Source organism: Sphingomonas sp. Leaf21, assembly GCF_916858675.1.
GTDB lineage: Bacteria > Pseudomonadota > Alphaproteobacteria > Sphingomonadales > Sphingomonadaceae > Sphingomonas.
Genome location: NZ_CAKASM010000001.1, coordinates 277,610 through 303,583, shown reverse-complemented (window position 1 = coordinate 303,583; position 25,974 = coordinate 277,610). Strand labels below are relative to the sequence as shown.

18 protein-coding genes are annotated in these 25,974 nt (G+C 65.9%); 9 read left to right on the top strand and 9 right to left on the bottom strand.

Annotated elements, in window-relative coordinates; translation table 11 throughout:
* Window positions 1-57: 57 nt before the first annotated feature.
* Window positions 58-945 carry a hypothetical protein gene (locus LRP66_RS01410; RefSeq protein WP_230480710.1) on the bottom strand — a complete coding sequence of 296 codons (888 nt, stop codon included), beginning with the start codon at window positions 943-945 and terminating at the stop codon, window positions 58-60.
* 239 nt (window positions 946-1,184) lie between these two features.
* On the opposite strand from LRP66_RS01410, the gene LRP66_RS01405 reads away from it, so the two are divergent.
* From LRP66_RS01405 to LRP66_RS01385, 5 genes are all read left to right on the top strand, one after another.
* Entirely contained in the window at window positions 1,185-1,778 is a 594-nt protein-coding gene (locus LRP66_RS01405) for an RNA polymerase sigma factor (RefSeq protein ID WP_230480709.1), read from the top strand.
* On the top strand, window positions 1,775-2,728 hold the full coding sequence (locus LRP66_RS01400) for a FecR family protein (protein ID WP_230480708.1): 954 nt from the start codon (window positions 1,775-1,777) through the stop codon (window positions 2,726-2,728). The genes LRP66_RS01405 and LRP66_RS01400 overlap by 4 nt, the downstream gene beginning before the upstream one ends.
* Window positions 2,729-2,838: 110 nt before the next feature.
* A complete protein-coding gene (locus LRP66_RS01395; protein ID WP_230480707.1) occupies window positions 2,839-5,715 on the top strand; it encodes a TonB-dependent receptor domain-containing protein in 2,877 nt (958 codons plus the stop codon).
* Window positions 5,712-7,760 (top strand): hypothetical protein, encoded by a 2,049-nt coding sequence (locus LRP66_RS01390; RefSeq protein ID WP_443026648.1) that lies wholly within the window; start codon window positions 5,712-5,714, stop codon window positions 7,758-7,760. Before LRP66_RS01395 ends, LRP66_RS01390 begins: the two co-directional genes overlap by 4 nt.
* 39 nt (window positions 7,761-7,799) lie before the next feature.
* Window positions 7,800-9,281, top strand: a complete 1,482-nt coding sequence (locus LRP66_RS01385; RefSeq protein WP_230480705.1) for a tryptophan halogenase family protein — start codon at window positions 7,800-7,802, stop codon at window positions 9,279-9,281.
* A 21-nt stretch (window positions 9,282-9,302) separates the two neighbouring features.
* On the opposite strand, the gene LRP66_RS01380 is transcribed toward LRP66_RS01385, so the two are convergent.
* Entirely contained in the window at window positions 9,303-10,436 is a 1,134-nt protein-coding gene (locus LRP66_RS01380) for a DUF2252 family protein (protein ID WP_230480704.1), read from the bottom strand.
* 151 nt (window positions 10,437-10,587) lie between these two features.
* The gene (locus tag LRP66_RS01375; protein ID WP_230480703.1) at window positions 10,588-11,694 is read right to left on the bottom strand and encodes a serine hydrolase; all 1,107 of its coding nucleotides are present in this window, start codon (window positions 11,692-11,694) and stop codon (window positions 10,588-10,590) included.
* 154 nt (window positions 11,695-11,848) lie between these two features.
* Between LRP66_RS01375 and LRP66_RS01370 the strand changes: the two genes are divergently transcribed.
* Window positions 11,849-12,691: an oxidoreductase gene (locus tag LRP66_RS01370; RefSeq protein WP_230480702.1), complete on the top strand. Its 843-nt coding sequence runs from the start codon at window positions 11,849-11,851 to the stop codon at window positions 12,689-12,691.
* On the opposite strand, the gene LRP66_RS01365 is transcribed toward LRP66_RS01370, so the two are convergent.
* The 3 genes from LRP66_RS01365 to LRP66_RS01355 are packed head-to-tail and all read right to left on the bottom strand — an operon-like array spanning window position 12,665 to window position 15,367.
* On the bottom strand, window positions 12,665-13,408 hold the full coding sequence (locus tag LRP66_RS01365; RefSeq protein WP_230480701.1) for a phosphocholine cytidylyltransferase family protein: 744 nt from the start codon (window positions 13,406-13,408) through the stop codon (window positions 12,665-12,667). The genes LRP66_RS01370 and LRP66_RS01365 overlap by 27 nt on opposite strands.
* Window position 13,409: 1 nt before the next feature.
* On the bottom strand, window positions 13,410-14,501 hold the full coding sequence (locus LRP66_RS01360; RefSeq protein ID WP_230480700.1) for an inositol-3-phosphate synthase: 1,092 nt from the start codon (window positions 14,499-14,501) through the stop codon (window positions 13,410-13,412).
* Window positions 14,498-15,367, bottom strand: coding sequence for a CDP-alcohol phosphatidyltransferase family protein (locus tag LRP66_RS01355; RefSeq protein WP_230480699.1), 870 nt, complete (start codon window positions 15,365-15,367; stop codon window positions 14,498-14,500). The genes LRP66_RS01360 and LRP66_RS01355 overlap by 4 nt, the downstream gene beginning before the upstream one ends.
* 228 nt (window positions 15,368-15,595) lie before the next feature.
* Between LRP66_RS01355 and LRP66_RS01350 the strand changes: the two genes are divergently transcribed.
* Window positions 15,596-17,173, top strand: coding sequence for an amidase (locus LRP66_RS01350; RefSeq protein ID WP_230480698.1), 1,578 nt, complete (start codon window positions 15,596-15,598; stop codon window positions 17,171-17,173).
* A gap of 80 nt (window positions 17,174-17,253) precedes the next feature.
* Here the strand turns inward: LRP66_RS01350 and LRP66_RS01345 are convergent, their stop codons facing one another.
* Entirely contained in the window at window positions 17,254-20,400 is a 3,147-nt protein-coding gene (locus LRP66_RS01345; protein ID WP_230480697.1) for a TonB-dependent receptor, read from the bottom strand.
* Between the two features lie 466 nt (window positions 20,401-20,866).
* Window positions 20,867-22,960: an alpha-glucuronidase family glycosyl hydrolase gene (locus tag LRP66_RS01340; protein ID WP_230480696.1), complete on the bottom strand. Its 2,094-nt coding sequence runs from the start codon at window positions 22,958-22,960 to the stop codon at window positions 20,867-20,869.
* A 248-nt stretch (window positions 22,961-23,208) separates the two neighbouring features.
* Between LRP66_RS01340 and manD the strand changes: the two genes are divergently transcribed.
* Together manD and LRP66_RS01330 are read left to right on the top strand one after the other, a co-directional pair.
* Window positions 23,209-24,420, top strand: a complete 1,212-nt coding sequence (manD, locus tag LRP66_RS01335) for a D-mannonate dehydratase ManD (RefSeq protein ID WP_230480695.1) — start codon at window positions 23,209-23,211, stop codon at window positions 24,418-24,420.
* Between the two features lies 1 nt (window position 24,421).
* Window positions 24,422-25,750 carry an MFS transporter gene (locus tag LRP66_RS01330; RefSeq protein WP_230480694.1) on the top strand — a complete coding sequence of 443 codons (1,329 nt, stop codon included), beginning with the start codon at window positions 24,422-24,424 and terminating at the stop codon, window positions 25,748-25,750.
* Window positions 25,751-25,775: 25 nt separating this feature from the next.
* Here LRP66_RS01330 and LRP66_RS01325 read toward each other — a convergent pair whose 3' ends face one another.
* Window positions 25,776-25,955, bottom strand: coding sequence for a hypothetical protein (locus LRP66_RS01325; protein WP_230480693.1), 180 nt, complete (start codon window positions 25,953-25,955; stop codon window positions 25,776-25,778).
* Window positions 25,956-25,974: the final 19 nt, after the last annotated feature.

Genomic DNA, 25,974 nt, shown 5'->3' with positions numbered 1-25,974 from the left:
CCGGCAAGTCAAGCGCGATGACATGAACTTGCTGTCATGAACGGTGTCTCGCTGCGCCTATTGTTTCGTGAGGAGAGCGTTGCGCTCCAGGGTCAGCCGCCGGTCGCCGCAATAGCCGCAGTGCGGGCCGACAAAGTGCCGCGCGGCTTCGCGGTCTCCCTTCAATTGCCAGTCGAGCCAGGCCGTGACGACCTCGGCCGCGATGCCGCCATGCGGCCGCATATAGGTCCCGCCATGGCCGACGGGGATGTCGACCAGCGCGGCGGGGATATGGGTGATCCGCTTGAAGTCGTCCGCGCCATTGCCGTGCGCGATGTCGGTAGGCCCGCCCAAGACGTAGAGGGTCGAGCCATGTAGCTTGGCCAGCAACGCCTTGTCGGAAACGATGCCCGGAATGGGGTTGGCGCCGGCCGGGAAATAGCCGCTGTTCATGATGACGGACGTTCGCACTCGCGGTTCGAGAGCAACGGCAAGCGCCTGCAGTCCGCCGCAACTCCAACCCGATGCCGCGATCTGCCGAGTGGCGACACGGCCGCGAAGCGGGCTTCCGGGCCGCGTGTTTTCCCGGATCGCCCAGTCGATCGCGTCGGACAGCAGATGCGTCGCCGTCTGCACCTGCAGTCCGCCGCCCTGACCATCGGCAGCGGATTTGGCTGCGCTGGCCTTCGGGATGGCGCCCGAAGCGATCACCAGATAGCCATGCGATGCGACCTCGAGCAGGTGATTGCGAGAGGCCGTCCCGTCCGCACCGCAGCCGCCATTGCCGAAAACGTAAATGCCAAGCTTTGCGCTTCCCAATGCCTTCAGGTCGCTCGGGCGATAGACGACGTGATCGGGTAGACCGGGACTCTCCTCGAAGATGGCGGGGAAGCGACCGGTGCCGCGTTCGACTTCGGCCCGGGCGGCACCGGACAAGCTGGTGACGCCGACCAGAAGGCATGCCATGACCGCGCGACGCCTATTGCCTGCCATCCTCTATCTCCCTGTCCGCCATCCCTTGGGGGTGCGCCGTTGTTAGCGCCAACATGGCTGATGTCCGGACGCCGTGCAACGCCGTTCGCGTCGAGTTCGTGCAATGGATCAAATGCTTGCGATCCGCCGAATGGTAACGGTTCGTCGCAAAATATCGGATGATCTCGACGGAAACGCTTGGCAGCTGCATCTTGGCTGATGAGGGGGAGGCTGTGAATTCGGATCAGCTAGTCGCTTGGGTCGGTCGCCACATCCTGCCGCATGAGCGGCAGCTGCGGCTATGGCTGCGCTCGGCGTTTCCGGCGGTGGACGTGGATGACGTGGTGCAGGAAACCTATTGCCGGATCAGCAAGCTCGATGCATTCGCGCATATCGACGATCCGCGCCGTTATTTCTTCCGGGCGGCCCGCAATGTCGTGCTCGAGCAGATCCGGCGCGAGCGGGTGGTCAGCATCGACGCGGCCAGCGGGCTGGCCGAACTGGACAACGCCCCCGACCTTGGCCAATCGCCCGAGGACATCGTGGCCGGGCGCCATATGCTTGCCCGCATCGAAAGGCTGATCGACGCCTTGCCCGAGCGCGCGCGAGAGATTTTTCGGCTCCGCAAGATCGACGGCGTGCCGCAACGGGATATCGCGTTCCGAATGCAGCTTCCCGAAACCGTCGTCGAGAATGACGTCGCGCGTGGCCTCAAGCGTATTCTCGATCAATTGACCGATGAGGAAAAGGCGGAATTGCCGATCCGTCGTCCGGGCTCGGGCACGGGGCGCCGCGACCATAAGCGTGGGACGGGCTGGCGGCGATGATCGACGAAACTGCCTGCCGGTGGGCGGCGGCCCTGGATCGCGGCCTGGACCCGGGCGAACGCGCGCAATTGGGTGCATGGCTGGACGAGGATGGTCGGCATCGCGGTGCGCTGCTCAGGGCGAGCGCCGCGCTGCACCTGCTCGATCGTGGTCGGGCGCTTTCGGGCGGTAGCGGCGCTGTTGCCGAACCCGCGCGCGTCGATCGCGGACAGGCGCGTTGGTGGCGGGTCGGCGGTGGCGCGGTGGCGGCCGCGCTGGTGGCGACGCTGGGCTTGGGCATGGGTCTTTGGCCCGAGCGTGGCGAACGGATCGACACCCGGATCGGCGAGATCCGCCGCCTGCCGTTGGCGGACGGTTCGGTGGCCTTGGTCAACAGCGGCACGACCCTGCGCGTCGCCTTCAGCCCGGCGCGGCGCGACGTGCGCGTCGACAAGGGGGAGGCCTGGTTCCAGGTGGCGCATAATCCCGAGCGCCCCTTCATCGTGGCGAGCGGTCCCTATCGCGTCCAGGCGGTCGGAACGGCCTTCGACGTTCGCCGCGAAGGCGATGTGGCGCGGGTCGTGGTGACGAAGGGTGTGGTGAAGATCTGGTCGGTCGACAGCGATCGCCCGGCTCGGCATGTCTCGGCGGGGCAATGGGCGATGCTCCGTCCGGACGGTCCCCAAGCGGCGAAGCTCCTTCCGCCCCAGGCGTCGGATCAGCAACTGGCGTGGCGCGAGGGGCGGATCGTCCTGGACGACATGACGCTGGGCGCGGCGGTCGCGGAGTTCAACCGCTACAATGTCAACCGGCTGGAGGTCGCGCCACAGCTGGCCGGACGTCGCGTGGTCGGCTGGTTCCGGATCTACGATGTCGACGGCTTTGCGACGGCCAGCGCCGCGATGGTCGGCGGCCGGGTGGAGCGGATCGATCGACCGGGCGAGGGCGACGTGACGCGCATCCTTCCCTGACGCGCGCATCTCTCAAAAAATATTCGGGCGGGTGACGGAAACGCGGCGGCCACGCATCCTTCGATCAGCGCCGTTTGAAGCGCATGAAAATAATCGAGGGAGGGGTTCCTTTGCGCAACAGCCAGATTCTCAGCGTGCCGTTCGTGTCGATGGTGGCGATCGCCACCGCGATCGCGTCGCCAGCCGCTGCCGCCCAGTCCACCGTCCGCAACTTCAACGTGCCGCGCCAGGCCGCCACCACCGGTCTCGTTCGCTTCGCGCAGCAGGCCGGTATCCAGATCCTGGCGCCCAGCGATGTGACGCGCGGTCAGACGGTGTCCGCCGTGCGCGGCCAGTTGAGCGTCGAGGAAGGCCTTCGCCGCCTGATCGCCCCCAGCCATTTGCGGCTGGTGTCGTTCGACGGACGAACCGCGGTGATCGGATCGGCCGGGCCCGCCGGCAACCGCAACGTCAGCTATGTCCTCCCGCAGGACACCGGATCGGCCCCCGGCGCGACGCAGTCGTCCGCGCCACCCTCGGCCGAAACCGCGCAGACCGACGCGGGCGCTCAGAGCGAGATCATCGTCACCGGCAATACGTCGGATCGCCGGACGCTGTTCAACTCCTCGTCCAATGTGACGCTGGCGAGCGCCGCCGACCTGCAGCGCAAGGCGCCGCGCTCCACCGCCGATGCGCTCGAACTCGTTCCCGGCGTATTCGTCGAGGGAACGGCGGGTCCGATTTCCAACAACTATTCGGTGCGCGGCCTGCGCGGCGGTGGCCAGACCTTCATCACGCTGGAAGAGGATGGCATGCCGATCCTCTACGGCGGCGGTGGCGCCGACTTTTACTTCCAGAACGACATCACCATCAACCGCATGGAAGCGGTCGAGGGCGGCACGTCGGGCGTGCTGGCACCCAATGGCGCGGGCGCGACGATCAATTTCATCTCGCTCAAGCCCGACCATGACAAGGCCACCGCGATGGTGCGCTATACCGGCACCAGCTATGGCGACCTGCGCGCCGATGGCTATTTCTCGGCGCCCATCGCCGATGGCTGGGCGTTCAACGTCGGCGGCTATGTCACGTCGCAAAAGGGTGTTCGCCGGACCCCCTTCACCTTCAACGGCTATGACGTGAAGGCGATGCTGGAGAAGAAATTCTCCAACGGCGGCCTGGTTCGCTTCACCATCAAGAACAGCGATAAACGCTTTCCCTATTATGCCGACATGCCGTTCCGCGTGGCGGCCGACGGCACGATCAGCAGCCTTCCGAGCCTCGACCTGAAGCGCGACGATGTCGGCGGGCGCGGCTTCACCCAGTTTCTGGTGCCGGACTCGCCACAGACCGGGGATAGCCTTCGCCGGTTCAGCTCGGCCGATGGCGTTCACGTGAAGGGCACGACCTATCGCATCGATGTCGAGGTGCCGGTCAGCCCGAATCTCCGTCTGTTCGGCCGTGCCCGCTATCTGGACGGGTCCTATGACTTCAACGGCATCTTTCCGGGCAGCGGCTCCGGTACGGCCGGTCTGACCTCCGCGCTCAACTATCTGACGCCGGGGTCTTCACCCCTCGCGGGGCTCACCCCGATCCAGGGTTCGTCGCTCACCTATTTCCAGGTGGCCGGGATCCGCTTCCCCGGTGTCGCGCAATACGGCCTGCGCAATATCCGCACCGGCCAGGTGATCGCCGCGTCCGACACCGCCACGCTCAATGGTCTGAACGGCAACGGCCTTCTCCAGCAGACGGTGCTCAACCACCAGACGCTGGCGACCAAGGATTTCGGCAGCGACTTCGGCGTCAAATGGGATGCCGGGGGCAGCAATATCGACAACTCGCTGACCGTCGGCGGCATGGTCTATAATGTCCGCCGCCGGAACAACCAGTCGGCGGTCGCGACCGTGCTCAACGATGTACGCAACGACTCCAACGTCTACGATATGGTGGCGCTCAATGCGTCGGGCGGCGTGCTCGGGTCGCTGACCAACAATGGCCTCGTCAATTACGGCAACTGGGGGCAGGGGATTTTCAACGACGAGGTCACCTCGCTCTCGGCCTATTTCAACGACGAACTGACGATCGGCGAAAAGCTGCATATCGACTTCGGCGCACGCTACGAGCACCAGCATGTCCGCGTCGATATCGGCAAGACGGCGGCGGTCAATGCGGCGGTTCCGGCGGGGACGCCGGGCCTCTATGACAATGTCGGCAGCACGTTCGACGGCACCTATACGCGCCAGTCCGCCAATTACAGCGACTGGGCCTATACGGCGGGCATCAACTATGAGCTGACCGACCATGTCGCGCTCTATGTCCGCGGCGCGCATGGCTTCCAGACCAATGGCGGCGACACCGGCGGCACCCATGCGCCATCGGAGCTGACGCTGTACGAAGGTGGCGTGCGGTTCAAGGCGACCGGCTTCAACGCATCGGTCATCGGCTTCCGGACCGAATTCCGCGACCAATCCTATCAGTTCATCAACCCGGACAATCCCTCGCAGGCGAGCAATGCGCTGGCGGATAACTTCACCAACGGCGTTCAGGTCGACGCGACGGTGCGCCCGGTCTATTTCTTCAGCGTGAACGTCCAGGGCGTCTATCAGGACCCCAAGCTCAGCAATCTGCGCTTCAACGGCGTCGCCCAGCCGCAATATGAGGGCAACACGCCGGAACGGACGCCCAAGAAGCTGCTGACCGTCACGCCATCGTTCATCCTGCCGGGCGGGCTGGGTGAACTCTATGGTCGGTGGAAATATATCGGCAAGATCTTCGCCGACAGCGGCAACGGTATCGCGCTTCCCGAATATAGCGTCTTTTCGGTCGGGGCGAGCATCGACGCGACCCCGCGCCTCAACCTGTCGGTCAGCGTCGACAACCTGACCAATGTAAAGGGCTTCACCGAGGGCAATCCGCGTCAGGGGCAAACCCAGAAAATCGTCGACGGCTATTTCTACGGTCGGGCGATCGTCGGCCGCAACGCGCTGATCAGCGCGACGCTCAAGCTGTGAGGGTGAAGGCGGGGTTGCGTCTGACGCTCGGTCTCGCCGCCGTGCTGGTCGTTGCCAGCGCGACGGCAGGTTCCGCGCAGGTCGAGCAGTATCGCCTGCGCGAGGGGCTGAACATCAACAGCTTCACGCGCGCCGGGCCGGTCGCGGCGCATGTCGTGCTGCGGTCTGGCAGGCAACCCCGTCTCCTCGTCGCCTTCCCGGCGGGAAACAGCGGAACGGCGCTCTGGTTCGAGCCGCTCGACAGGGACGCCGCCTGGACGCTCGAGGGTCCGCCGCAGCCGATCACGGTCAACGACGCGAAGGGGCGGGCGCTTCACGGCGTCCGCTTCACCGCGACGATCGATGCCGCACGTCTGGTGCCGCGCCAGGCCGTCCTTTCGAGCATCCGCGTCATCCGCGACTATCAGGCGCTGGGCAAGGCACCCGCCGAGGTGCTGACCAGCCCCCGCGTAACGGCCAACGCGGTCCGCTGGTCGCGAGACCGGCTCGACGGTGCGGCGGGCTACGACCTGGCGATGACGGTGACGGGCGGGCGCAATGCCGATGGCGCTATCCTGGCTGGGGCGGACGGCAGGATCCGCTTTTCCGTCACCGCCCTGACGGGTGAGACACCGCTGACCCCGCGCGGCGGCGCGCAGTTGCTCAACGACCGCGCCCAGCCCGATCAGGGCGCACGCAACGCGTTGACCTTCCTCAGCTATGCCGAGAAGTTCCTGGCGGGTTCGTGGCGGTTCGATACCTATTTCGGTCGCGACACGCTGATGTCTGTCCGGTTGCTGATGCCGGCGCTGCAACCCGCTGCCGTCGAAACGGGGCTTGCGTCCGTATTGGCGCGGCTGTCGCCGCAGGGCGAGGTCGCGCACGAGGAGGATATCGGCGAGTTCGCCATCATCGATCACCGCAAGGCCGATGGCGGTTCGTCGGATGCGCCGGTCTATAACTACAATATGGTCGACAGCGACTATATGCTGGCTCCGGTCGCGCGGGCCTGGTTGCTCGATGATCCTCGCGGCAAGGCGCGTGCGGCGGCCTTCCTGGCGCAGCGGATCGATGGCTCGACGATGGGCGGGCGATTGGTGCGGAACCTTCGGTTCGTCCTGCGTCAGGCGGAGCCCTTCGCGCGCGAACCCGATCCGGCGCGACTGATCGCGTTGAAGCCTGGAATGGATGCGGGCGAGTGGCGTGACAGCAATGACGGGCTGGCGGGAGGGCGCATTCCCTATGACGTCAATGCGGTCCTGGTCCCCGCGGCGCTCGATTCGGCCGCGGCCTTGCAGGCAAGCGGACTGCTCCGTCCCTATCTGACGAAGGATGATGCCGAGGGCTTCGCGGCGGCGCGGCGGGTGGCCGATGTCTGGCGCGCCAAGGCTCCGCCGCTGTTCGACGTGACGCTACCCGCCGCGTCGGCGAAGCAGGCGGTAAGCCGTTATGCGAAGGCGATCGGCGTGCCCGCTGGCCCGGCGCTTGACGCGATCGGCGATGCGCCGCTCCGGTTCCCCGCGATCGCGCTCGATGCGCAGGCACGGCCGATCCCGGTCCAGAGCAGCGATCCGGGCTTTGCCTTGCTGTTCGGCAGGCCCGCACCCGACATGCTCGACGTGATGGCACGCGGTTTCATCGATGCGTTTCCGGCAGGACTTCGCACGGGCGTGGGAATGCTGGTCGCCAATCCGGCATTCGCCGATGCCGCGATCCAGGCCAAATTCTCGACCAACGCCTATCACGGCACCGTCGTCTGGAGCTGGCAGCAGGCGTTGGCCGCGGCAGGGCTGGCGCGACAGCTCGAGCGCGGCGACCTGCCCGCCGACGTTCGTGCATCGCTCATGCGGGCCCAATCCTGTCTGTGGGACGGGATCGAGGCGACGCGCAGCGTCCAGAGTTCCGAGCTATGGTCGTGGCGCTATGCCGATGGTCGCTACGACATCGTGCCCTTCGGCGCCGCGGGTGCGGATGTCGACGAATCCAACGCGGCCCAGCTCTGGAGTACGGTCTATCTCGCGCTCCGTCGCCCATCGGGGCGAGCGGTCGCGTGTTCGGCCCGATGAGGCTCGCCCATCGGCGGGCGATCGGATAGGCTGTCGCCCATGACGGACACGCGTATTCGCCGCATCGTGATCCTGGGCGGGGGGACGGCGGGATGGATGACCGCCGCCGCCCTGTCCCGCGCGCTCCAGGCGCAGGGCGTCGCGATCACGCTGGTCGAATCCGATGCGATCGGCACGATCGGCGTGGGCGAGGCGACCATCCCCACCATCCACTGGTTCAACCAGATCATCGGTCTGGACGAGCGCGAGTTCATGGCCGCGACCAAGGCGACCGCGAAGCTCGGCATCGAGTTCGTCGGCTGGAACGGACCCGACAGCCGCTATTTCCACCCCTTCGGGACCTATGGTCCGCCGGGCGATGGGGCCATGTTCCTTCACAGGCTGATCCGGGGGCGCGCCGATGGTGATGCGAGCCCGTCCGAAGCCTATTCGCTGACCGCGCAGGCGGCCCGCGCGGGGCGGTTTGCCCGACCCGTGCCCGATCGCCGCTCGCTCGTCTCGACGTTGGGCTATGCCTATCATTTCGACGCTGGGCTGTATGCACGGTATCTGCGTGGATTGGCCGAGCGCGCGGGTGTTGCCCGGATCGAGGGGATGGTGGCCTCGGTCGATCAGGATGCGGGGTCGGGTTTCGTCACCGCGCTGAGGCTGGCCGATGGACAAGTCGTCGAGGGCGACCTCTTCATCGACTGCTCGGGCCTCCGCGCGCTGTTGATCGGCGAGACGCTGGGGATCGGTTATGACGACTGGTCGCACTGGTTGCCCTGCGACCGGGCATGGGCGGCGCCGAGCGCGGCGGAGACTTCTCTGACCCCCTTCACCCGCGCGACGGCGGCCGAGGCTGGCTGGCGGTGGCGCATTCCCCTCCAGCACCGGGTGGGCAACGGCTATGTCTTCGCCAGCCGCTTCCAGGATGAGGCGGCGGCGCGGGCGTCGCTGCTCGCGGGGATGGAAGGGCCGCCCCTTGCCGAGCCCCGCCTGATCCGGTTCACGCCTGGCATGCGGCGCGAGGCGTGGCGCGCCAATGTCGTCGCCATCGGTCTGTCGAGCGGGTTTCTCGAGCCGCTCGAGTCGACGAGCATCCACCTGATCCAAAGCGGCATCGCCAAGCTGCTGTCGCTCTTCCCCGCGCGTGACTGTTCGCCCTTGCTGGCGCGACAGTTCAACCGCGTCTTTGGACAGGAAATGCACGACGTGCGCGATTTCCTGATCCTGCACTATCACGCGACCGGCGGACGGGACGAACCGATGTGGCGCGAGCGACAGGCGATGCCGATCCCCGACACCCTGGCGGAGCGTATCGCGCACTTCAGAGCGTCCGGTCGCATCGTCCTGTCGAGCGACGAGCTGTTCCGCGAAGCGAGCTGGTTCGCGGTGCTCGACGGCCAGGGCGAACGACCCGGCGACCATAACCCCTTGATCGAGACGAACGGTCGCGAGGACAATCTCCGCCAATTGGCGAGCTTGCGCGCGGAGATCGCCAGGACTGCGGTCAGCCTCCCGCCGCTTCCGGGGCGCTGAAGCGGCGGGGTCCGACGGCGGTCACGCGGCGAGCGCGTAGCGGCGGCAGTGGTCGAGATAGCCCGCCTCATGACGTCCCGCGAGCGACACGACGCTCTCCCACAGCCAGGACGGGGTGTCGAGCGTACCGCGGCGGTCCGCGTCGAGCTGCTCCGTCCACGCCGTGCGGGTGCGGCCGTCCATTTGCCGTGCGTGCGCCTTGCCGACCACGAATGCCAGATGGCGTGCGGCGCGGACGGCCTCGCCATGGCTGAACTGATCGACTTCGAGTTTCAGGTCGTGTGGGGTCAGCTCCCGGATGAACAGCGATCGCCCGAGCATCCGGACGGGCATCATGCGGCCGCCAAGATAGGGGGACAGCGCCTGCGCGGCCGCGACAACGCGTTCGGCATTGTCACGCGGCATGGCGGCTCCTCGCGCCGCAGGTGCGATGGGGTCGATCGCTTCCTTCAGGTCGATAAGGGCATAGGACCAGTTGCCCTTGCCGGTCTTCAGCGCGACGATCGCCGCGTAACGGAGCAGGCCAAGGCTGCTGCACCCCTTCATCCAATAGGCGGCGTCGACGAGCCGTACTTCGCGATCGCGCGGCTTGCCTTTCAGCGACAGGACCATCGCGGCAACCGCTTCGTCGGTGAACAGAGCGGTCAGTGCGTCTCGCTCATCGGCGCCCAGTTCCCAGAACTTCTTGCCCAGCGGAATTCGCGGTTCGACCGCTTCGAGGCGTTCCTTGGCGAGGTGGCGCCAGCGACGGCCCAGCGCTTCGCGTTCGACGCTCCGGACGAATTCGGAGTCGGCGCCCGGATTGTCATCGTCGGGATCGCGCATGGCGGCGGCATAGCCGTCGATCATCTGCTCCATCATCCGCATCGTGACGACGCCGGGAAGGTCCGATCCCCGCGCCGCCGTCGCGAGCGACAGGCCCAGTCGGATCAGATCATGCGCCGGGTTGCCGATCACGGCCTGATCGAGGTCGCGGATCTGGATCTCGACCGACCCTTCGCCATTGCCGACGGGTCCGAGATTGCCCAGGTGGCAATCGCCGCAGATCCAGATCGCGGGCCCGTTCGGCACACGCCTGCTGGCGGTGGATTCGGCCAGCCATTCGTAGAATTTGACGGTGTTGCCCCGGACATAGGCATGGGCCGATCGGGCCATTTTTAGCGTGCGTTTGGCGTCCAGGATGGCGTGTCGGTCTTGGGGCAGGGGCATCTTTGATGGGGCCTCGTTCAGTCGGGGAAGAGACAACGCATCGCCTGCCGGAAAAGTGTCAAAACATTGCTGAGCGTGTGTCGCGGCCGTCTTAGGGTCAGCGAGTGGCCGACGCCACGACGGCGCGGGTGACATTGCCCATCAGGCGCATTCTCGCCGGGATGGGCTGACGCGTGCTGGCGATCATGACCGCGACCGCATAACGATGCCCGTCCGGCGCCACGAGAAGCCCGACATCGTTATAGCCGGTCGCCAGGCTGCCCAGTTCCTGACCGGTCCCCGTCTTGTGCGCCAGCGTCCAGCCGGGCCGCAGGCCCGATTTCAGCCGCAATGGCCCGGTCTTGCTCGACCGCATCAGGGTCAGCAGCGATGCCGTCGAACGCGGGGTGAGCAGCTTGCCCTCCGCCAGCAGAGCCAGCCCGAGCGTGACGCCGTTCGCCGACGCACCGTCCATGGGCGATGCCAGATAGTGGCGAAGCGCCTTGTCGCGCGCCGCATAGGTCATCGCCGCCCGCGCCTGTAGGAAGCCCCAACCGCCAGCCCATTCCGGCCGCCATTCGAGGCCGGCGGTGCGCGCCTGCAACTGGCGCTCGCCCGGGCCGAACTTGACGCCGGTGATCCCCTTTCTGGCGAGCATCCGGTTTATTGCGGCGGGCCCGCCGACGCGCCAGAGCAGAACGTCGTTGCAGGTATTGTCGCTCCGCGTCATCGCACCGCGCAGCAGCTCGCCGATCGTGGTTCGATAGCCGGTCTTGCCGACCAGCGAACGGATCGGCTGATGAAAGACGGTGAGGTCGGATGGCTTCACCGTGATCGGATCGCTCAGCGACAATTGCCCGCGATCGACCGCGTCCATGACCGCAATCGCGACCCAGAGCTTGCTCACGCTTTGCTGCGGTCGTGGTCGATCGCCCTCCCAGGCGATGACCCATCCTTCGTCGATATCCCGGACGCTGATCCCCACGGCGCCATCGAAGCCGGACCCCAGCGCCTGGATCACGTTCAGCAGATCGGCCGACGGCTGCGGCCGGGTTGGAAGCGGCCGCGTCGGCTGTGCGGCCGGGACGGTCGTCTCGACCGAGATCGGCACCGTGGCTGGCGGCGGGGGAGTAGGAACCGGCTGGCTGACGGACGGCACGCACGCGGCGAGCAGGCTCGCAGCGGCGATCGCGGTGGTCGCGCGAAGCGGAGGTCGAAATGGCACCGGAACTTCCCTTTTGGCGCGTTGTAGCGGCCCAGGCTCCCGGCAACAGTCGAGACGGGGGCGCTGATCGTATGCGGCCCTCCATTCGTCGCAGGACCATCGGAACAATCGCGACGCGAAGCGCTTGCCAGTCCGAACAGAGAAAGGCTTGCCCATGTCCACCCCCGCCGTCTGGTTGATTACCGGATGCTCGACCGGCTTTGGTCGCGAGCTTGCCAGGATGGTCCTCGAACATGGTGGCCGTGCGGTGGTGACCGCGCGGGACCGCGACAGCATCGCCGACATCGTAGCGCCGCATGGTGACAACGCCGTCACCATGGCGCTCGACGTTACCGATGATGCCCAGATCACTGCTGCCGTCGCTGCCGCCAAGGCGCGGTTCGGCGGTATCGACGTGCTCGTCAACAATGCGGGCTATGGCTATCAAAGCACGATCGAGGAGGGGGCGGACGAAGCGATCCGCGCACAGTTCGACGTCAACGTGTTCGGCCTGTTCGCGATGACGCGGGCGGTGTTGCCGCTGATGCGTGCGGCACGGCGTGGCCACGTGATCAACATCACCTCGGTGGCTGGCCTGGCAGGCTATCCCGGTTCAGGCTATTACGCCGCCTCGAAACATGCCGTCGAGGGCTGGTCGGACTCGCTTGCCGCCGAGGTCGGACCGTTGGGCATCCATGTCACGTGCGTCGAGCCGGGACCATTCCGCACCGATTGGGCGGGTCGCTCGCTGCAGCAGACGCCGAGCCGTATCGCGGACTACGACGAGACGGCAGGCAAGCGTCTCGCCAGCACGCGCGCGGTCAGCGGGTCGCAGGCGGGGGATCCCGTCCGTGCCGCACATGCGATGATCGCGCTGACCGAGCAGCCCGAGCCGCCGCGCCACCTGGTGCTCGGGCGCTGGGGCTATGATGCGGTTACCGATACGCTGCGCAAGCGCCTGTCGGAGATCGAGGGCCATCGCGCGACAAGCCTAGCGGCAGACTTCCCGCAAGGCTGAACCGCTGGTCGCGCCGGTTTCGCCTCGGATCCAGGCCTCGGCCTTGGCCAGCGCGGGTGGATCATCGACGTCGATCCAGTCGACATCGCTGCAGTCCAGCGTCCGGGCGAGATCCCGCGCCGCCAGCACCCGCATACCTTCGGTCAGCGAGGGCGCATGGAGGCTCGCCAGCGCGTCGAACAGCGGACGGCCGATCGCGAACACGCCCGTGTCGAAACAGTTATAGGCGTCCAGGCCCTTGCCGATGGCGACGATATGTTCGCCCTCGGTACGGACACAGGTCACGTCATCGAGATCGACCCAGTCGCTCCCGATACGCCGATCGATCGCCAGCCGGGCGCCGCCACCGGACCCGGCCTCGGCGACACGACGGTAAAGCTCTGGATCGACGAGATGATCGCACATGGCGAGCAGCGCATCGCCACCGTCGACCTGCGATGCGGCCGCCAGGACCGACACGCCATTGGGCTCGCGATGATCGGCGACGCGCACGGTGGTGACGGCGACCGGCTGATCCGACGCCGCCAGATGCGCCTCGATGGCATCGCCGCCATAGCCCAGCACCACCACGACGCGCCGCAATCCCGCCGCCGCGAAGCCGTGAAGGGCATGATCGATCAGCGCTCGATCGCCGACACGGCATAGCGGCTTGTACGGGGCGGCGGAGCGCAGGCGACTGCCTTCGCCCGCCGCCAGCAGGATCGCGGTGTCGATCACCTTATTGCAGGGTGATGAAGTCTTTGACCGCCTGGGCGGCGAGGTCGTCGGTCATCTGCGTGCGGGGATGCTTGCAGAAATAGGCCGATGCCGCGTCGATCGGACCGGCAAGGCCACGATCCTTGGCCAGCTTGGCACAACGGATCATGTCGATCGCCACACCGGCGCTGTTCGGGCTGTCCTCGACCGACAGGCGCAGTTCCAGGTTCATCGGCACGCCACCGAACATCGAACCCTCCATACGCAGGAAGCAGACCTTGTTGTCGTTCTGCCACGGCACATAGTCCGACGGACCGATATGGACATTCTCGTCGTCCAGACGCTCGGCCGCGACCGACTGCACCGCCTCGGTCTTGGAGATCTTCTTGGAGGCGAGGCGGCGGTGGTTCGACATGTTCAGGAAGTCGGTATTGCCGCCGGTATTGAGCTGATAGGTCCGCTCGAGCTTGACGCCGCGCTTGGCGAACAGGTCGGTCAGCACGCGGTGGACGATCGTCGCACCCAGCTGCGCCTTGATATCGTCGCCGATGATCGGCACGCCCGCCGCCTCGAAACGCGATGCCCATTCGGGGTTGCTGGCGATGAAGACGGGGATGTTGTTGACGAAGGCGACACCGGCCTCCAGCGCGCATTCGGCGTAGAACTCGCTCGCCTGCTGGCTGCCCACGGGCAGGTAGTTCATCAGCACGTCGGTCTTCGACTCGCGCAGCGCGGCGATGACCTCTTCCTTCGTCGGCTCGGGCGCGTCGGCGAGCAGGAAGGTGCGGTCGTCGTTATACTCGGCCATATGCTCGGCCACGCCGTCGAGGATCTTGCCCATGCGGACGACGGCGCCGGTCGTCTCGATCGTCTCGCAGAAGATCGCGGTGCAGTTCGGCTTGGCGAAGATCGCCTCGGCGACATCCTTGCCGACCTTGCGCTTGTCGACGTCCCAGGCGGCGACGACCTTGATATCGCTGGGCCGGTAGCCGCCCAGATCCCAATGCATCAGGCCGATCGTCTCGTTCGCCCCGTCCCGATAATGCGACAGGCCCTGAACCAGGGAGCTGGCGCAATTGCCGATGCCGACCACGGCGATGTTGATGCTCGTCATTGGGTATTTACGTCCTTCGAGTGGATCATAGAATGTTGGAAAACGGGAACGTCGCTGCGGACCAGCCGACTCTCGACCTTGCGGTGCCACCACAGCCCGGTGAGCAGGATGAGGGTCAGCGGAACGAGTTCGACCCACCAGAGCCAGCGGGGGTCACCAGCCAGGCAGGCGAGGAAGATCGTGTAGACGCGGACATTGGCGCTGAGCAGGCTCATCAGCCGCATCGGCGGCGTGGCGGCTGCGCCGTAAGTCTCGGCCAGCGCCTCGGGATCGGGGTGACGGTCGAGCGAGCGGTCGAAGCGCACGGCAAAGCGTTCCAGCGTCCCGGCGACGCCATCGTAGAGGCGAACGAGCGGATTGCGACTGATCGACAACGACGTCGGGGCGGCGATGCCCCTGCACCGGCGATGGAAGCGCGCGCGCTCGCTCTCGTAGAAATTGGACTGGACGGCATGGGCCGCACCCGCCGCGAACGCGAGCGCCCAGCCGCCCGCCGTTCCGATCGACCATGCCAGCACGACATAGATCAGCGCGAACACACCGTGATCGCACAGGCCATCCAGAGCCCGGCCAAGAGGACTGGCGGTGCCGGTCGCCCTGGCGATCATCCCGTCGAGACCATCGGCGATCAACCAGCCGATCGAGAGCAATAGCCCGAGTATGACGAAGCGAGGATCCTGCCAATGCGCATAGCTGAAGGCGGCCATCGCGCCGAGCATCAGCCCGCCCACCGAAACCATGTTGGCGGATATCCCGCGGGCGACGAACCACGGCAGCAGCGCGCGTGCGGCTGGGTGTACGATCCAAAGGTTGGTCGGATCCTCGATCCGCCGATCCCGCGACCGGTCCGGTGGAGGACGTGTCATGCGGGTGTCACATACAGCGGCTCGCTCATGTCCGGCAAGCGATTTGCCTGCATGGGCGATCAAAAACGCATGGATGATCGTCAACGGGTGCGTGACGTGGAAAATCGGGGGATGCGCGCAGGGCACCAGCAGTCTCTCGCCCGCGATCCGGCTTTCGCCGACAATCAATAGCTTGCGTACCCGCCGGGTCGCGATAGCTTGGCGTGCCGGGATCGTTGGGGGGATGCGATGCGTGACGTGGTGATGGGATTGGCCGTGGCGGCGCTCGCCTGCGCGGGGCCCGCGTCGGCGCGGCAGGCCAAGGTCGAGGAAATGTCGGTCGCGCAGTTGCAGGCGCTGATGGCGAACGGCCAGGCTGATAGCGTCGAGATCACCAAGGCCTATCTCGCCCGGATCGACTCCATGGACCGCAAGGGCCCAACCCTGCGGAGCGTCATCGCGATCAACCCCGACGCGCTGGAACAGGCGCGGGCGCTGGATGCCGAACGGCGGAAGGGGCGCCTGCGCGGACCGCTCCACGGCATCCCGATCCTCATCAAGGACAATATCGAAACGGCCGATCCGATCGCCACGACGGCCGGAAGCCTGGCACTGGCGGACAATGTCACCCGCCGCGATGCCCCCGTCGTCGCGTTGCTTCGCAAGGCGGGCGCGGTGATCCTGGGAAAGACGAACCTCTCCGAATGGGCGAACATCCGCTCGACCCACGCGATGAGTGGCTGGAGCGCGGTCGGCGGACTTGTCCGCAATCCCTATGCGCTCGACCGCACCGCCTGCGGCTCGTCGTCGGGATCGGGCGCCGCGATCGCCGCCAGCTTCGCGGCGATCGCGGTCGGTACGGAGACCGATGGTTCGGTCGTCTGTCCGTCGTCGGTGAACGGACTTGTCGGTTTCAAGCCCTCTATCGGGCTCGTCAGTCGTACCCACGTGGTCCCGATCAGCCACAGCCAGGATACGCCCGGTCCGATGGGACGCAGCGTCCGCGACGTGGCGCTGATGCTATCGGCGATGGTCGGTCCCGACCCCGCCGATCCCGCCACGTCGAATGCGGTGGCGCAGGACTATGCGGCGGGCCTGCGCAGCGACGCGCCGGCGGGTATGCGCGTCGGCGTGATCCGACCCAAGACGATGTCGGCTGCCCTTTCCGAACGTTACGATCAGGCACTGGCGGCCCTGCGTGCGGCGGGTGCGGTGCTGGTCGATGTCGGCGTCCCCGATCTGAAGGGGCTGGGCGATGCGGAGCAGACGGTGCTGATGACCGAGCTCAAGGCCGATCTGGACACCTATCTCGCCACGACCCCGCCCGCCGTGAAGACGCGCAGTCTGGACCAGATCATCGCCTTCAATCGCGCCCATGTCGCGGAGGAGATGCCGTTCTTCGCTCAGGAGCTGTTCGAGCAGGCTGCGGAGACGCGTGGCCTGTCCGACCCGGCCTACCGTGCGGCGCGGAGTTTGTCGGTTCGACTGGCCGGGGCGGAGGGAATCGACGCGATGCTGAAAGCCGCGCGGGCACAAATCCTGGTCGAGCCGACCTATGACGCCGCCTGGCTGAGCGATCCCGTCCATGGCGATCAATATGGCGGCCCCTCCGCATCCGAACTGCCCGCCGTGGCGGGATATCCGCATTTGACCGTGCCGATGGGGCTGGTTCGTGGAATGCCTGTCGGCCTGTCCTTCATCGCCAGCAAGGGCGCCGACGCGCTCGTTCTCGGCACGGGCTATGCCTATGAGCAGAAGGCACGCGCGCGACGCGCACCGCGCTACCTGCCGCAGGCGGATGTGGGGCCGGGCCTGACGGGCCGCTAAACCCTTTCGCCTCCAATCGCGGCGGCACAAAAAAGGCCCCGGCGCGAACCGGGGCCTTTTCATTTCGCGGGGTAGAGGGATCAGAAGGTCCCGCGCAAGCCGATCAGGAACTGGCGACCCGGCTTGTACTGGGTGAAGGTCGCATTCTCGAACTGGAAGTAGGAGCGCAGCGTCGCATTGGTGAAGTTGGCGACGTTGATCGTCAGCTGCGGCGCCCCGGGAATGCCGAGGATCTTGTCGAGATCGAAGGCCGACGAGAAGTCGTAGGTGGTGTAGTCGGTGCCGAACAGCGCCGCTGCCGGAATGCCGTTCTGCGCCGCGCCGCTGTTCTGCGAACCCTGGCGCGAGGTGGTGGCGACGCGCAGCATCACGCCGTTCTTCTCGTAATAGCCGGTGATGTTGTACGTGAAGGGCGCCACGCCGAACGCGATGGCGGGACCATCGCTGCGCTGGTCGACGATGGTGGCATTGGCGTTGAAGCCGAAGCCCGTGATGCCGATCGCCTTGGTCAGGAAGTCGAGCGGCTGGACCCACTGGAATTCCAGGCCGTTGATGGTCAGCTTGTTGGGCACGTTGACCTGCGAGGTGACCTGGACCTGCGCCTGGCTGGGACCACCGCGCGAGTTGATCGCGATCTGCTGGGTCGGGTTCAGCGTGTCGTAGGTGATGCCGTACTGGGCGAGGTTGGAGAAGGGCACGGTATTGATCGCGGTGGTGGTGAACCCTTCCAGCGACTTGCGGAACGCGTTGAAGCTGATCACGCCCTCGCGGCCGGTATAATATTCGAAGCCCAGGTCGAGGTTGGTCGACAGATAGGGCGCGAGCGCGGGGTTGCCGATCGATGCCTGGTCGGCCGAGGGCGCGCCGAAGTTGACGCCCGGCAGCTGCGCCGAGGGGTCGGGGCGGGTCATTGTCCGCGATCCAGCGGCGCGGACCACCGCATGCTCGCCGATGTCATAGGCGACCGTCGCGGCGGGCAGCCACTCCGAATAGACGTTACGCGTCGTGGAGATGTTGATCAGGCTGGGATAGCGGCTGCCATCGGGCAGCGTGCCGCCGCTCGCGGTGGTGTTGCGGGGGTCGGGCAGCGAGACGCGGCCCGAGATGGTCTGGATCGTGTTGACGTAGCGCACGCCGACGTTGAAGCGCAGCGTATTGCCGCCCAGTTCCTGCGACCCGTTGATCGTGGCGAAGGCGGACTTGACGATCTCGCGGATGAAGCCCGCGCTCGCACCCGTATTGGCACCGCCATTCTCAGGCGCGTTGTCGTGGAAGTACTTGTAGTTGCTCGCCGCCTGGAACGCGGGCCAGTTGACCGTCACGAATCCGGCTGGGCCTGGCATCAGATAGCTCGGCGCCGCGCTGTTGGGGATCAGCGACCCGCCATAGCTGACCGGGCCGCTCATGCCCGAGCTGAAGCCGGTGCCATAGCCCGGATAGGTCGGATAGCCCGCAGGGGCGGCGCCCGGCGCGTTGAGACCTTCGCAGGGCGGCTGCGAGTTGGGGGAGGGGACCGCGACGTTGGGATTGTTGCCGCAGACCGCGTTCTGCCAATATTGGCTGTTGTCGAAGCCACGGATCTGGCGCGACGTGTTGTCGAAGGCGCCACCGACCTTCAGGTTGAGCGCGGTATCGCCCCAGGTCAGGTCGCCGCGCAGCCCCTTGTTGATGTTGAGGCGACGTTCGTCCTGAATGTTGACGCGGCTTCCCGCATACCATCCGAAATTCTTCGGATCGTTGAGGTCGAGCGCGCTGGTGATCGTCGGCACACCGCCGGTGTTCGAATAGGTGACCGTGTTGCCGACGCCCAGCGGCGTGGTCATGCCGACGGTCGGGCTTTCGCGGTGGAAGGTCGACCGGGCGTAGTTGCCCTGGAAGTTCAGCTTCAGCTTGTCGTTGATCGCCCATTCGCCGCCCGGATTGACGCTCCACAGCCGAGTCGTCTCGGTATAGGGGCGGAATTCGTCGAAGAACTGCGCATTGGCGAAGGTGCCGCCGGTCACCGTGCAACCCGCGCTGCAGTCCGACTTGTCGAAGGTCAGGTTCGTCGGGATCGACGCGCCGTTGCGGACGATCCAGGCCATATCCTCGCGGATCAGGTCGTTCTTCTTGAAGCCGTACAGGCCGTCGATGTAGAAATGCAGCTCGTCGGTCGGGCGATATTCGGCGCTGACGATCGCGTTGATGCGATCACGCGGGCCCCGGATATCGGCAACGCGCCCGAGGCGCGGAAGCAGGCCGTTGTCGATCTGCTGGATGCTCGCACCGGGATTGTTGGCGAGCAGGAAGTTGCGGTCGATGACCGTGCCGGGAACCAGGCCCGCCCCGGCGCCGACAGGGACGGTCGAGGGGATCGTCCAGTTGCCGCCACCGGTGCTGTTGCACCCGCTCGTCGCGCCGCACTGCGCGGCGGTCAGCGCGGGGTTGGTATAACCGATCGTCTCGAACCCGCGCGTGTCGGTGAACAGGCGCTGCGCCGAGACGCCCGCTAGAATGCCGACCGTGTCGTTGCGCCAGCTGCCGATCAGCGAGCCGCGCGCGCCGATCCGGTCTTCGGGCGTCTGCTTGGTGCCCTGAACATTATAGGCGACGAACGAGGTCTGGCGATCGAACGGGCGTGCCGACCGGAGGTCGATATTGCCCGCCGCGCCGCCTTCGAGCAGGTCGGCGGTATAGCTCTTGTTGACCGTCAGCTTGGTAAACAGGTCGGTCGGGAAGAAGCTGAGGTCGACCGAACGGTCGGTCCCCTGCGCATCGGTCGCGCCCGACGACGCGACAGCGATCGGCGCGCCGTTCAGCGTGACGTTGGTGAAGTTGGAGCCGAGCCCCCGGATCGCGACGTTGGTGCCTTCGCCGGTCACGTCGCGCGTGATGGTCACGCCGGGAATGCGGTTGAAGGATTCGGCGATGTTGGTGTCGGGGAACTTGCCGATATCCTCGGCGAAGATCGAATCGGTAAAGCCGGTCGCCGCCCGCTTGGCGTTGGTCGATTTGGCGAGGCTCGAGCGATAGCCGGTGACGACGATGTCTTCGCTCGACGTGCCCGGGGTCTGATCGGTCTGCGGCGCGGGACGGCCGGCGGGGCCGTTATCCTGTCCGTCGGCGGGAACCTGCTCCTGCGGCGGGGGCACGGCCTGGGCGAGCGCCGTCGAGGCGGTCATCGCGCCGAGGGCGCTGGCGCAAAGCAGGGTGATGCGGCGCAGGCGGACGTGCGGATTCGGTGTCATCTCAGTATCCTCTCTGTCGTCCCGCTGCCGTTCGTCGCGGCATGCAGGGCTATTCGAATGAAATCGGGAAAATTGGCGCTGCGCTCAGACGCTGATGGCGGGAGCGTATCCGACAGTCCCGGCGCGGTTGCCGCTTCGTCGGGCGCATGTCGCCCACGCGGCATCCCGCTCACCCGGTGGTGCTATCGCCATGGAAACCATATCGCTTCCCCCTCCATACCGTCTCACGCGGCATTGCTGATAGCGCTATCGTCAGGCCTATTGGTTTGGAAGTCAAATGCAAATTGGTTAGGCCGGAGCATGGGTAGCTCCGGCCTGCAACGTATTTCTGCTTTAGCGGTATCTCGTGACAAATCGGCAACGCCCAATTTGGCCACCGCCAACGCTAGCGCCGCTATGGCCTGCGACGAGATCGGCCCGACCAAATCCTTTGCATCGGTCGATCCCCAGGTCGGAAAGCTGCCGGTCAGTGCGCCTGGCCGGGGGCCAGCGGGAACTGTTGTGCCTTGTACCACGGAAGGTCATGCTCGGGCGGACGAACCCCGGCAGGGAGGGGCAGGTGGTTGACCGCCATCCAATAGGCCAGGCTGGCGTCGCGCCAACAGCGTGCCTCACGGTTCTGGATGGCGAGATAGGTGGCCGTCTTTTGCCAGCGCTCCTCGTCGATCTTTGACTTCAAACCATCCCATTGCCGCTGCATGCCAGCAACATAGGCCACGCCCTGGTCGTAATGCGCGACCAGATCTCCCCACAGCGTCCGGCCGTTCGCCATGCGGCGGTTCCAGGGTACGTGGTGGAACCAGAGCAACAGCGACTCGGGCGTCGTGTCCGCCTTGGCAAAGGCCTTGGCCGCGGGCCCGGCATATTGGCTGACCGCATTGCTGCCGGTAGCCGTCCTGTCGAACCCGATCCCGGTCGCATCGGCGCGGTGGTAATAGACCGGGTTCCATTCGGGGCGCGCCAGATCGGCGACCCAAGGCCCCGGCCCGTAATGGTGACTGGTCGCCACCAGATGCGCGAGCCCCAGCGCACCCGTATAGTCGACCACCGCCTCGCGCGATCCCATCATCATCGTGGTCACCGTATCGACCACCTGGGGGTCGTTGCCGAAGGTCTGCTTAGCCCAGGCGCGCGCAATCGCTTCGGCGGACAGATCCGGATCCCAGGCCAATCGGCCAAAGGCATACCAGTTGGCCTGATTGAAGGTCGAACCGCTCCAGTCGCGATCACGGCCGATATTAGCGACCCCGGCCATACCGGAAAGGCTATGGTGTTCGGCCTGGCCATCGACCACGTCGGCGACGGTTTCGCCCGGCTTTCGTCCCGTCTTCGCGTCCAGCGTCTCGGTAAACAGCGGGCCGAGATAGGCGAGATGGGTCGCGAAGCCGAGATATTCCTTGGTGATCTGGAACTCGATCATCAACGGCGTGCGCGGCATCGCGCCGAATAGCGGATGGAAAGGTTCGCGCGGCTGGAAGTCGATCGCCCCGTTCTTCACCTGCACCAGAACATTGTCGGCGAACTTGCCGTCGAGCGGTTTGAATTCGGTATAGGCCTGCTTTGCGCGATCCTCGGGATCGGTTTCGGCATAGACGAAGGCGCGCCACATCACGATGCCGCCATGATCACGGACCGCTGCGGCCAGCATGTTGGCGCCGTCCGCATGGCTCGCGCCATAATCGCGCGGGCCAGGCTGGCCCTCGCTGTTCGCCTTGACGAGAAATCCCCCGAAGTCGGGGATCGTGCGGTAGATTTCGTCGGCCTTCGCCTTCCACCACGCCGCGACCGCCGGATCGCGCGGGTCCGCCGTCTTGAGCCCGCCCAATTCGATCGGCGCCGAGAATTTCACCGACAGATAGACACGGATGCCCCAGGGACGAAATATGTCAGCCAGCGCAGCCGCCTTGGCGATATAGGGCGCGGTCAGGCTCTCGGCCTTGGCGTTGACGTTGTTGAGGACCGTGCCATTGATCCCGATCGACGCATTCGCCCGCGCATAGTCGGTGTATCGCGGATCGCGGAAGTCCGGCAGCGTCCACCAGTCCCAGATCGACTGACCGGCATAGCCACGCTCGACCGACTCATCGAGATTGTCCCAGTGATTCAGTACGCGCAGCCGCACCTTGGGGGCGGAGCGAAGGTCGATTGCGTCGCCGGAGCCCCCGGTGGCGAGGTGACGGATCAACGCGAACGTGCCGTACAGCACGCCGCGGTCGCTGTTCCCCGCGACCAGCGTTACGCGCTGCCCATCGATCGCGACGGTCCGGACCAGATAGCCTTCGTCACCTAGCCCTTCGAATGGCAGCCGCATCGCTTTCACGGCAGGCATCGTCGCCAAAGCGAGAACGATCGGTTGCGTAGGCGCCGCCAGATCGCGGCGGAGTTCGGCTTCTGCGATCCGCATCGTTTCGGAGTCGCCTAACCGCTTCACATTTATTTGTCCGACCGATGTTGCGGGGTGACGCAGCCATAGCGCGTAACCGTCTTCCGCTGCGGCAGAATTTGCGCTCAGGAACAATGGGATAGCAATTACCGTCCGCCAGATGCGCGCGCTCGTCATGCTATTCTCTCCCGTTACGCCGCCAATTGACAAGCCGACGCCTGATCAGCACGTTATCGCTATCAGACCAATTGGCAAGTCGGCTGATGGCTTTTGGATAGAGGAGAGGCGTGTGACGCGGCAGATGATGGGCGAGGGCTCGATCGCGCGCACCTACGGAGCGCCGCTCTTTCGACCGATGCCAGCTCCCAACATCATGATCGACACAGTGGCGCCCGGCGCTCCCGGCCTCGCCTGAAGGAACCAGAATGCCCAAGATCATCGCCGCCCGGCTTATCGTCACATCACCGGGCCGCAATTTCGTGACGCTGAAGATCGAGTGCGACGATGGCACGACCGGGCTGGGCGATGCCACGCTCAACGGGCGCGAGCTTGCCGTCGCAAGCTATCTGCAGGACCATGTCATTCCCTGTCTGATCGGCCGCGACGCGCATCGGATCGAGGATATCTGGCAGTTCCTCTACAAGGGGGCCTATTGGCGCCGCGGGCCGGTGACGATGACCGCCATCGCGGCGGTCGACATGGCGCTGTGGGACATCAAGGGCAAGATTGCGGGGCTTCCGGTCTATCAGCTGCTCGGCGGCGCGGCGCGCGAGGCCTGTCTGGTCTATTGCCATGCCAACGGCACGACCATCGAGGATACGATCGCCACCGCGATCCGGCACCGCGACGAAGGATACCGGGCGATCCGGCTTCAATGCGGAGTCCCCGGCCTCGCCGCGACCTATGGTGTCGCCAAGGCCGGGCAGCGTTACGAGCCCGCCGATGCGGACCTGCCGAGCGAGAGCGTGTGGTCGACCGAGAAGTATCTGCGCGTCGTCCCCGAACTCTTCAGCGCCGCGCGCGAGGCGCTGGGCTGGGACGTGCATCTGCTGCACGATGTTCATCACCGCCTGACCCCGATCGAGGCGGCAAGGCTGGGCAAGGACCTCGAGCCCTATCGCCCCTTCTGGATCGAGGATGCGACCCCGGCGGAGAATCAGGACGCCTTTCGCCTGATCCGTGAACACACCACCACCCCGATCGCGGTGGGCGAGGTCTTCAACTCGATCTGGGACGCCAAGCACCTGATCGAAAACCAGTTGATCGACTATATCCGCGCGACTGTCGTCCATGCCGGCGGCCTGACCCATTTGCGGCGGATCGCCGCGCTGGCCGACCTGTATCAGGTTCGGACGGGGTGCCATGGCGCGACCGACCTGTCGCCCGTCACCATGGCGGCGGCACTCCACTTCGGCCTGTCGATACCCAATTTCGGCATTCAGGAGCATATGCCCCACACGGAGGAGACCGGCGCGGTCTTCCCGCACCAATATCGTTTCGAAGACGGTATGATGCATCCCGGCGACGCCCCTGGCCTGGGGGTGGATCTGGATGAGGAACTGGCGTCGCAATATCCGTATAAGCGCGCCTATCTGCCGGTGAACCGGCTAGAGGACGGCACTCTGTGGAGCTGGTGAAATGAGCGAGATCGCCGACGCCGCTGCGACCGCACCCGAAACGGTGGCACATGCCGTGCCGCCGCCGCGCGGCCGGGTCCGCTGGGTCATTTGCGGACTGCTCTTCGCGGCGGTCGTGCTCAGCTACATCGATCGGCTGGTGCTGGGCGTGCTGAAGCCGCAGCTTACCGCGCTCTATGGCTGGACGAACAGCGGTTACGGCGATGTCACCGGCTATTTTCAGGTGGCCTATGGTCTGGGATTCCTGCTGTTCGGATGGCTGATCGACCGCATCGGGCCCCGCGCGGGCTATCTGCTGGCGATGGGGGCCTGGACGGTCGGGCATTTCGCCCAGCCCCTCGTGACCTCCACGACCGGCTTCGCGATCGCGCGCATACCGCTCGCCTTTGGTGAGGCGGGCACCTTCCCATCGGCCCTCGCCGCCGCGTCGCAATGGTTTCCCAAGAAGGAGCGAGCCTTTGCGATCGGCATCTTCAATGCGGGTGCGAATGTCGGCGCAGTCATCACGCCGCTGTTGATCGGATTCCTCATCGCCGATCTGGTGCTCGACTGGCGCTGGGCCTTCCTGATCACCGGGTCGTTCAACCTCGTCTGGCTGGCGGCATGGTGGCGGCTTTACCACCCGCCCCATGCCCATCCCCGCATCACGCCGGAGGAACGGGCCTGGATTGAGGCGGAGCCGGTCGAGACGGCGGGACGTGCGGGCTTCCTGACCGTGATGCGGCACCGCGAGGCCTGGTCGTACATGATCGGTCGCTTCCTGATCGATCCGGTCTGGTGGACCTTCCTCTTCTGGCTGCCTGACTTCTTCCACAGCCGTTATGGCTATGATCTCAAGAATTTCGGGCCGCCGCTCGTCGCGATCTACATCATGGCCGATGTCGGGGCGATCCTCGGCGGCTGGTATTCGTCACGACTTCTCAAGCGTGGCAGCGATGCGGGACAAGCGCGCAAGCGGGCGATGTTCTTGTGCGCCCTGTTCGCGCTGCCGGTGATGTTCGCCGCACAGGCGAGCAGCATCTGGGTCGCCGTCGCGATGATCGGGCTCGCCTGCGCCGCGCATCAGGGCTTCTCGACCAATCTCTTCGCGCTGCCCGGCGATCAGTTTCCGCGTTTCGCGCAAGGCACGCTGATCGGATTGGGCGGCTTTGCCGGGGCGACGGGCGGCTTCATCGCCTCGAAGGCCTTGGGCGTGCTGCTCGATCGGGTCGGCAGCTATCAGCCCTTCTTCATCGCCTGCGGCGTCGCATATCTGTTCGCGCTCCTGGTCTTCCACCTCCTCAACCCGCGCTACCGGAACGTGCGGATCGGCGCCACGACGACCGATTGACGGACGAACGGCGATCCCGTGCCGTCTATCGCGACGCGCCGCACGTGGCGAGCGGCACGACCCCGTCATCGCGAACCGTCACGCCCGCCGCGTCGCAGGGGTTTTCGGCCGCCGGATCATGGCCGATGGCAACAGGAAATCCGACAGCGAAACGATTGATGTGCAGCAAGACGTTCCGTTCGACTTTGCCGTAGGTTGGCATCATCCGTCGCGATCCATCGTCC

What these genes read in the sequence shown, in the direction of transcription:
- LRP66_RS01380 (WP_230480704.1), bottom strand. Translation starts at nt 10,436, where the DNA reads ATGGCCCGATCGGCCCATGCCTATGTCCGGGGCAACACCGTCAAATTC.
- LRP66_RS01350 (WP_230480698.1), top strand. Translation starts at nt 15,596, where the DNA reads ATGCGTGACGTGGTGATGGGATTGGCCGTGGCGGCGCTCGCCTGCGCG.
- LRP66_RS01345 (WP_230480697.1), bottom strand. Translation starts at nt 20,400, where the DNA reads ATGACACCGAATCCGCACGTCCGCCTGCGCCGCATCACCCTGCTTTGC.
- LRP66_RS01360 (WP_230480700.1), bottom strand. Translation starts at nt 14,501, where the DNA reads ATGACGAGCATCAACATCGCCGTGGTCGGCATCGGCAATTGCGCCAGC.
- LRP66_RS01330 (WP_230480694.1), top strand. Translation starts at nt 24,422, where the DNA reads ATGAGCGAGATCGCCGACGCCGCTGCGACCGCACCCGAAACGGTGGCA.
- LRP66_RS01410 (WP_230480710.1), bottom strand. Translation starts at nt 945, where the DNA reads ATGGCATGCCTTCTGGTCGGCGTCACCAGCTTGTCCGGTGCCGCCCGG.
- LRP66_RS01400 (WP_230480708.1), top strand. Translation starts at nt 1,775, where the DNA reads ATGATCGACGAAACTGCCTGCCGGTGGGCGGCGGCCCTGGATCGCGGC.
- manD (WP_230480695.1), top strand. Translation starts at nt 23,209, where the DNA reads ATGCCCAAGATCATCGCCGCCCGGCTTATCGTCACATCACCGGGCCGC.
- LRP66_RS01325 (WP_230480693.1), bottom strand. Translation starts at nt 25,955, where the DNA reads ATGATGCCAACCTACGGCAAAGTCGAACGGAACGTCTTGCTGCACATC.
- LRP66_RS01340 (WP_230480696.1), bottom strand. Translation starts at nt 22,960, where the DNA reads ATGACGAGCGCGCGCATCTGGCGGACGGTAATTGCTATCCCATTGTTC.
- LRP66_RS01385 (WP_230480705.1), top strand. Translation starts at nt 7,800, where the DNA reads ATGACGGACACGCGTATTCGCCGCATCGTGATCCTGGGCGGGGGGACG.
- LRP66_RS01355 (WP_230480699.1), bottom strand. Translation starts at nt 15,367, where the DNA reads ATGACACGTCCTCCACCGGACCGGTCGCGGGATCGGCGGATCGAGGAT.
- LRP66_RS01370 (WP_230480702.1), top strand. Translation starts at nt 11,849, where the DNA reads ATGTCCACCCCCGCCGTCTGGTTGATTACCGGATGCTCGACCGGCTTT.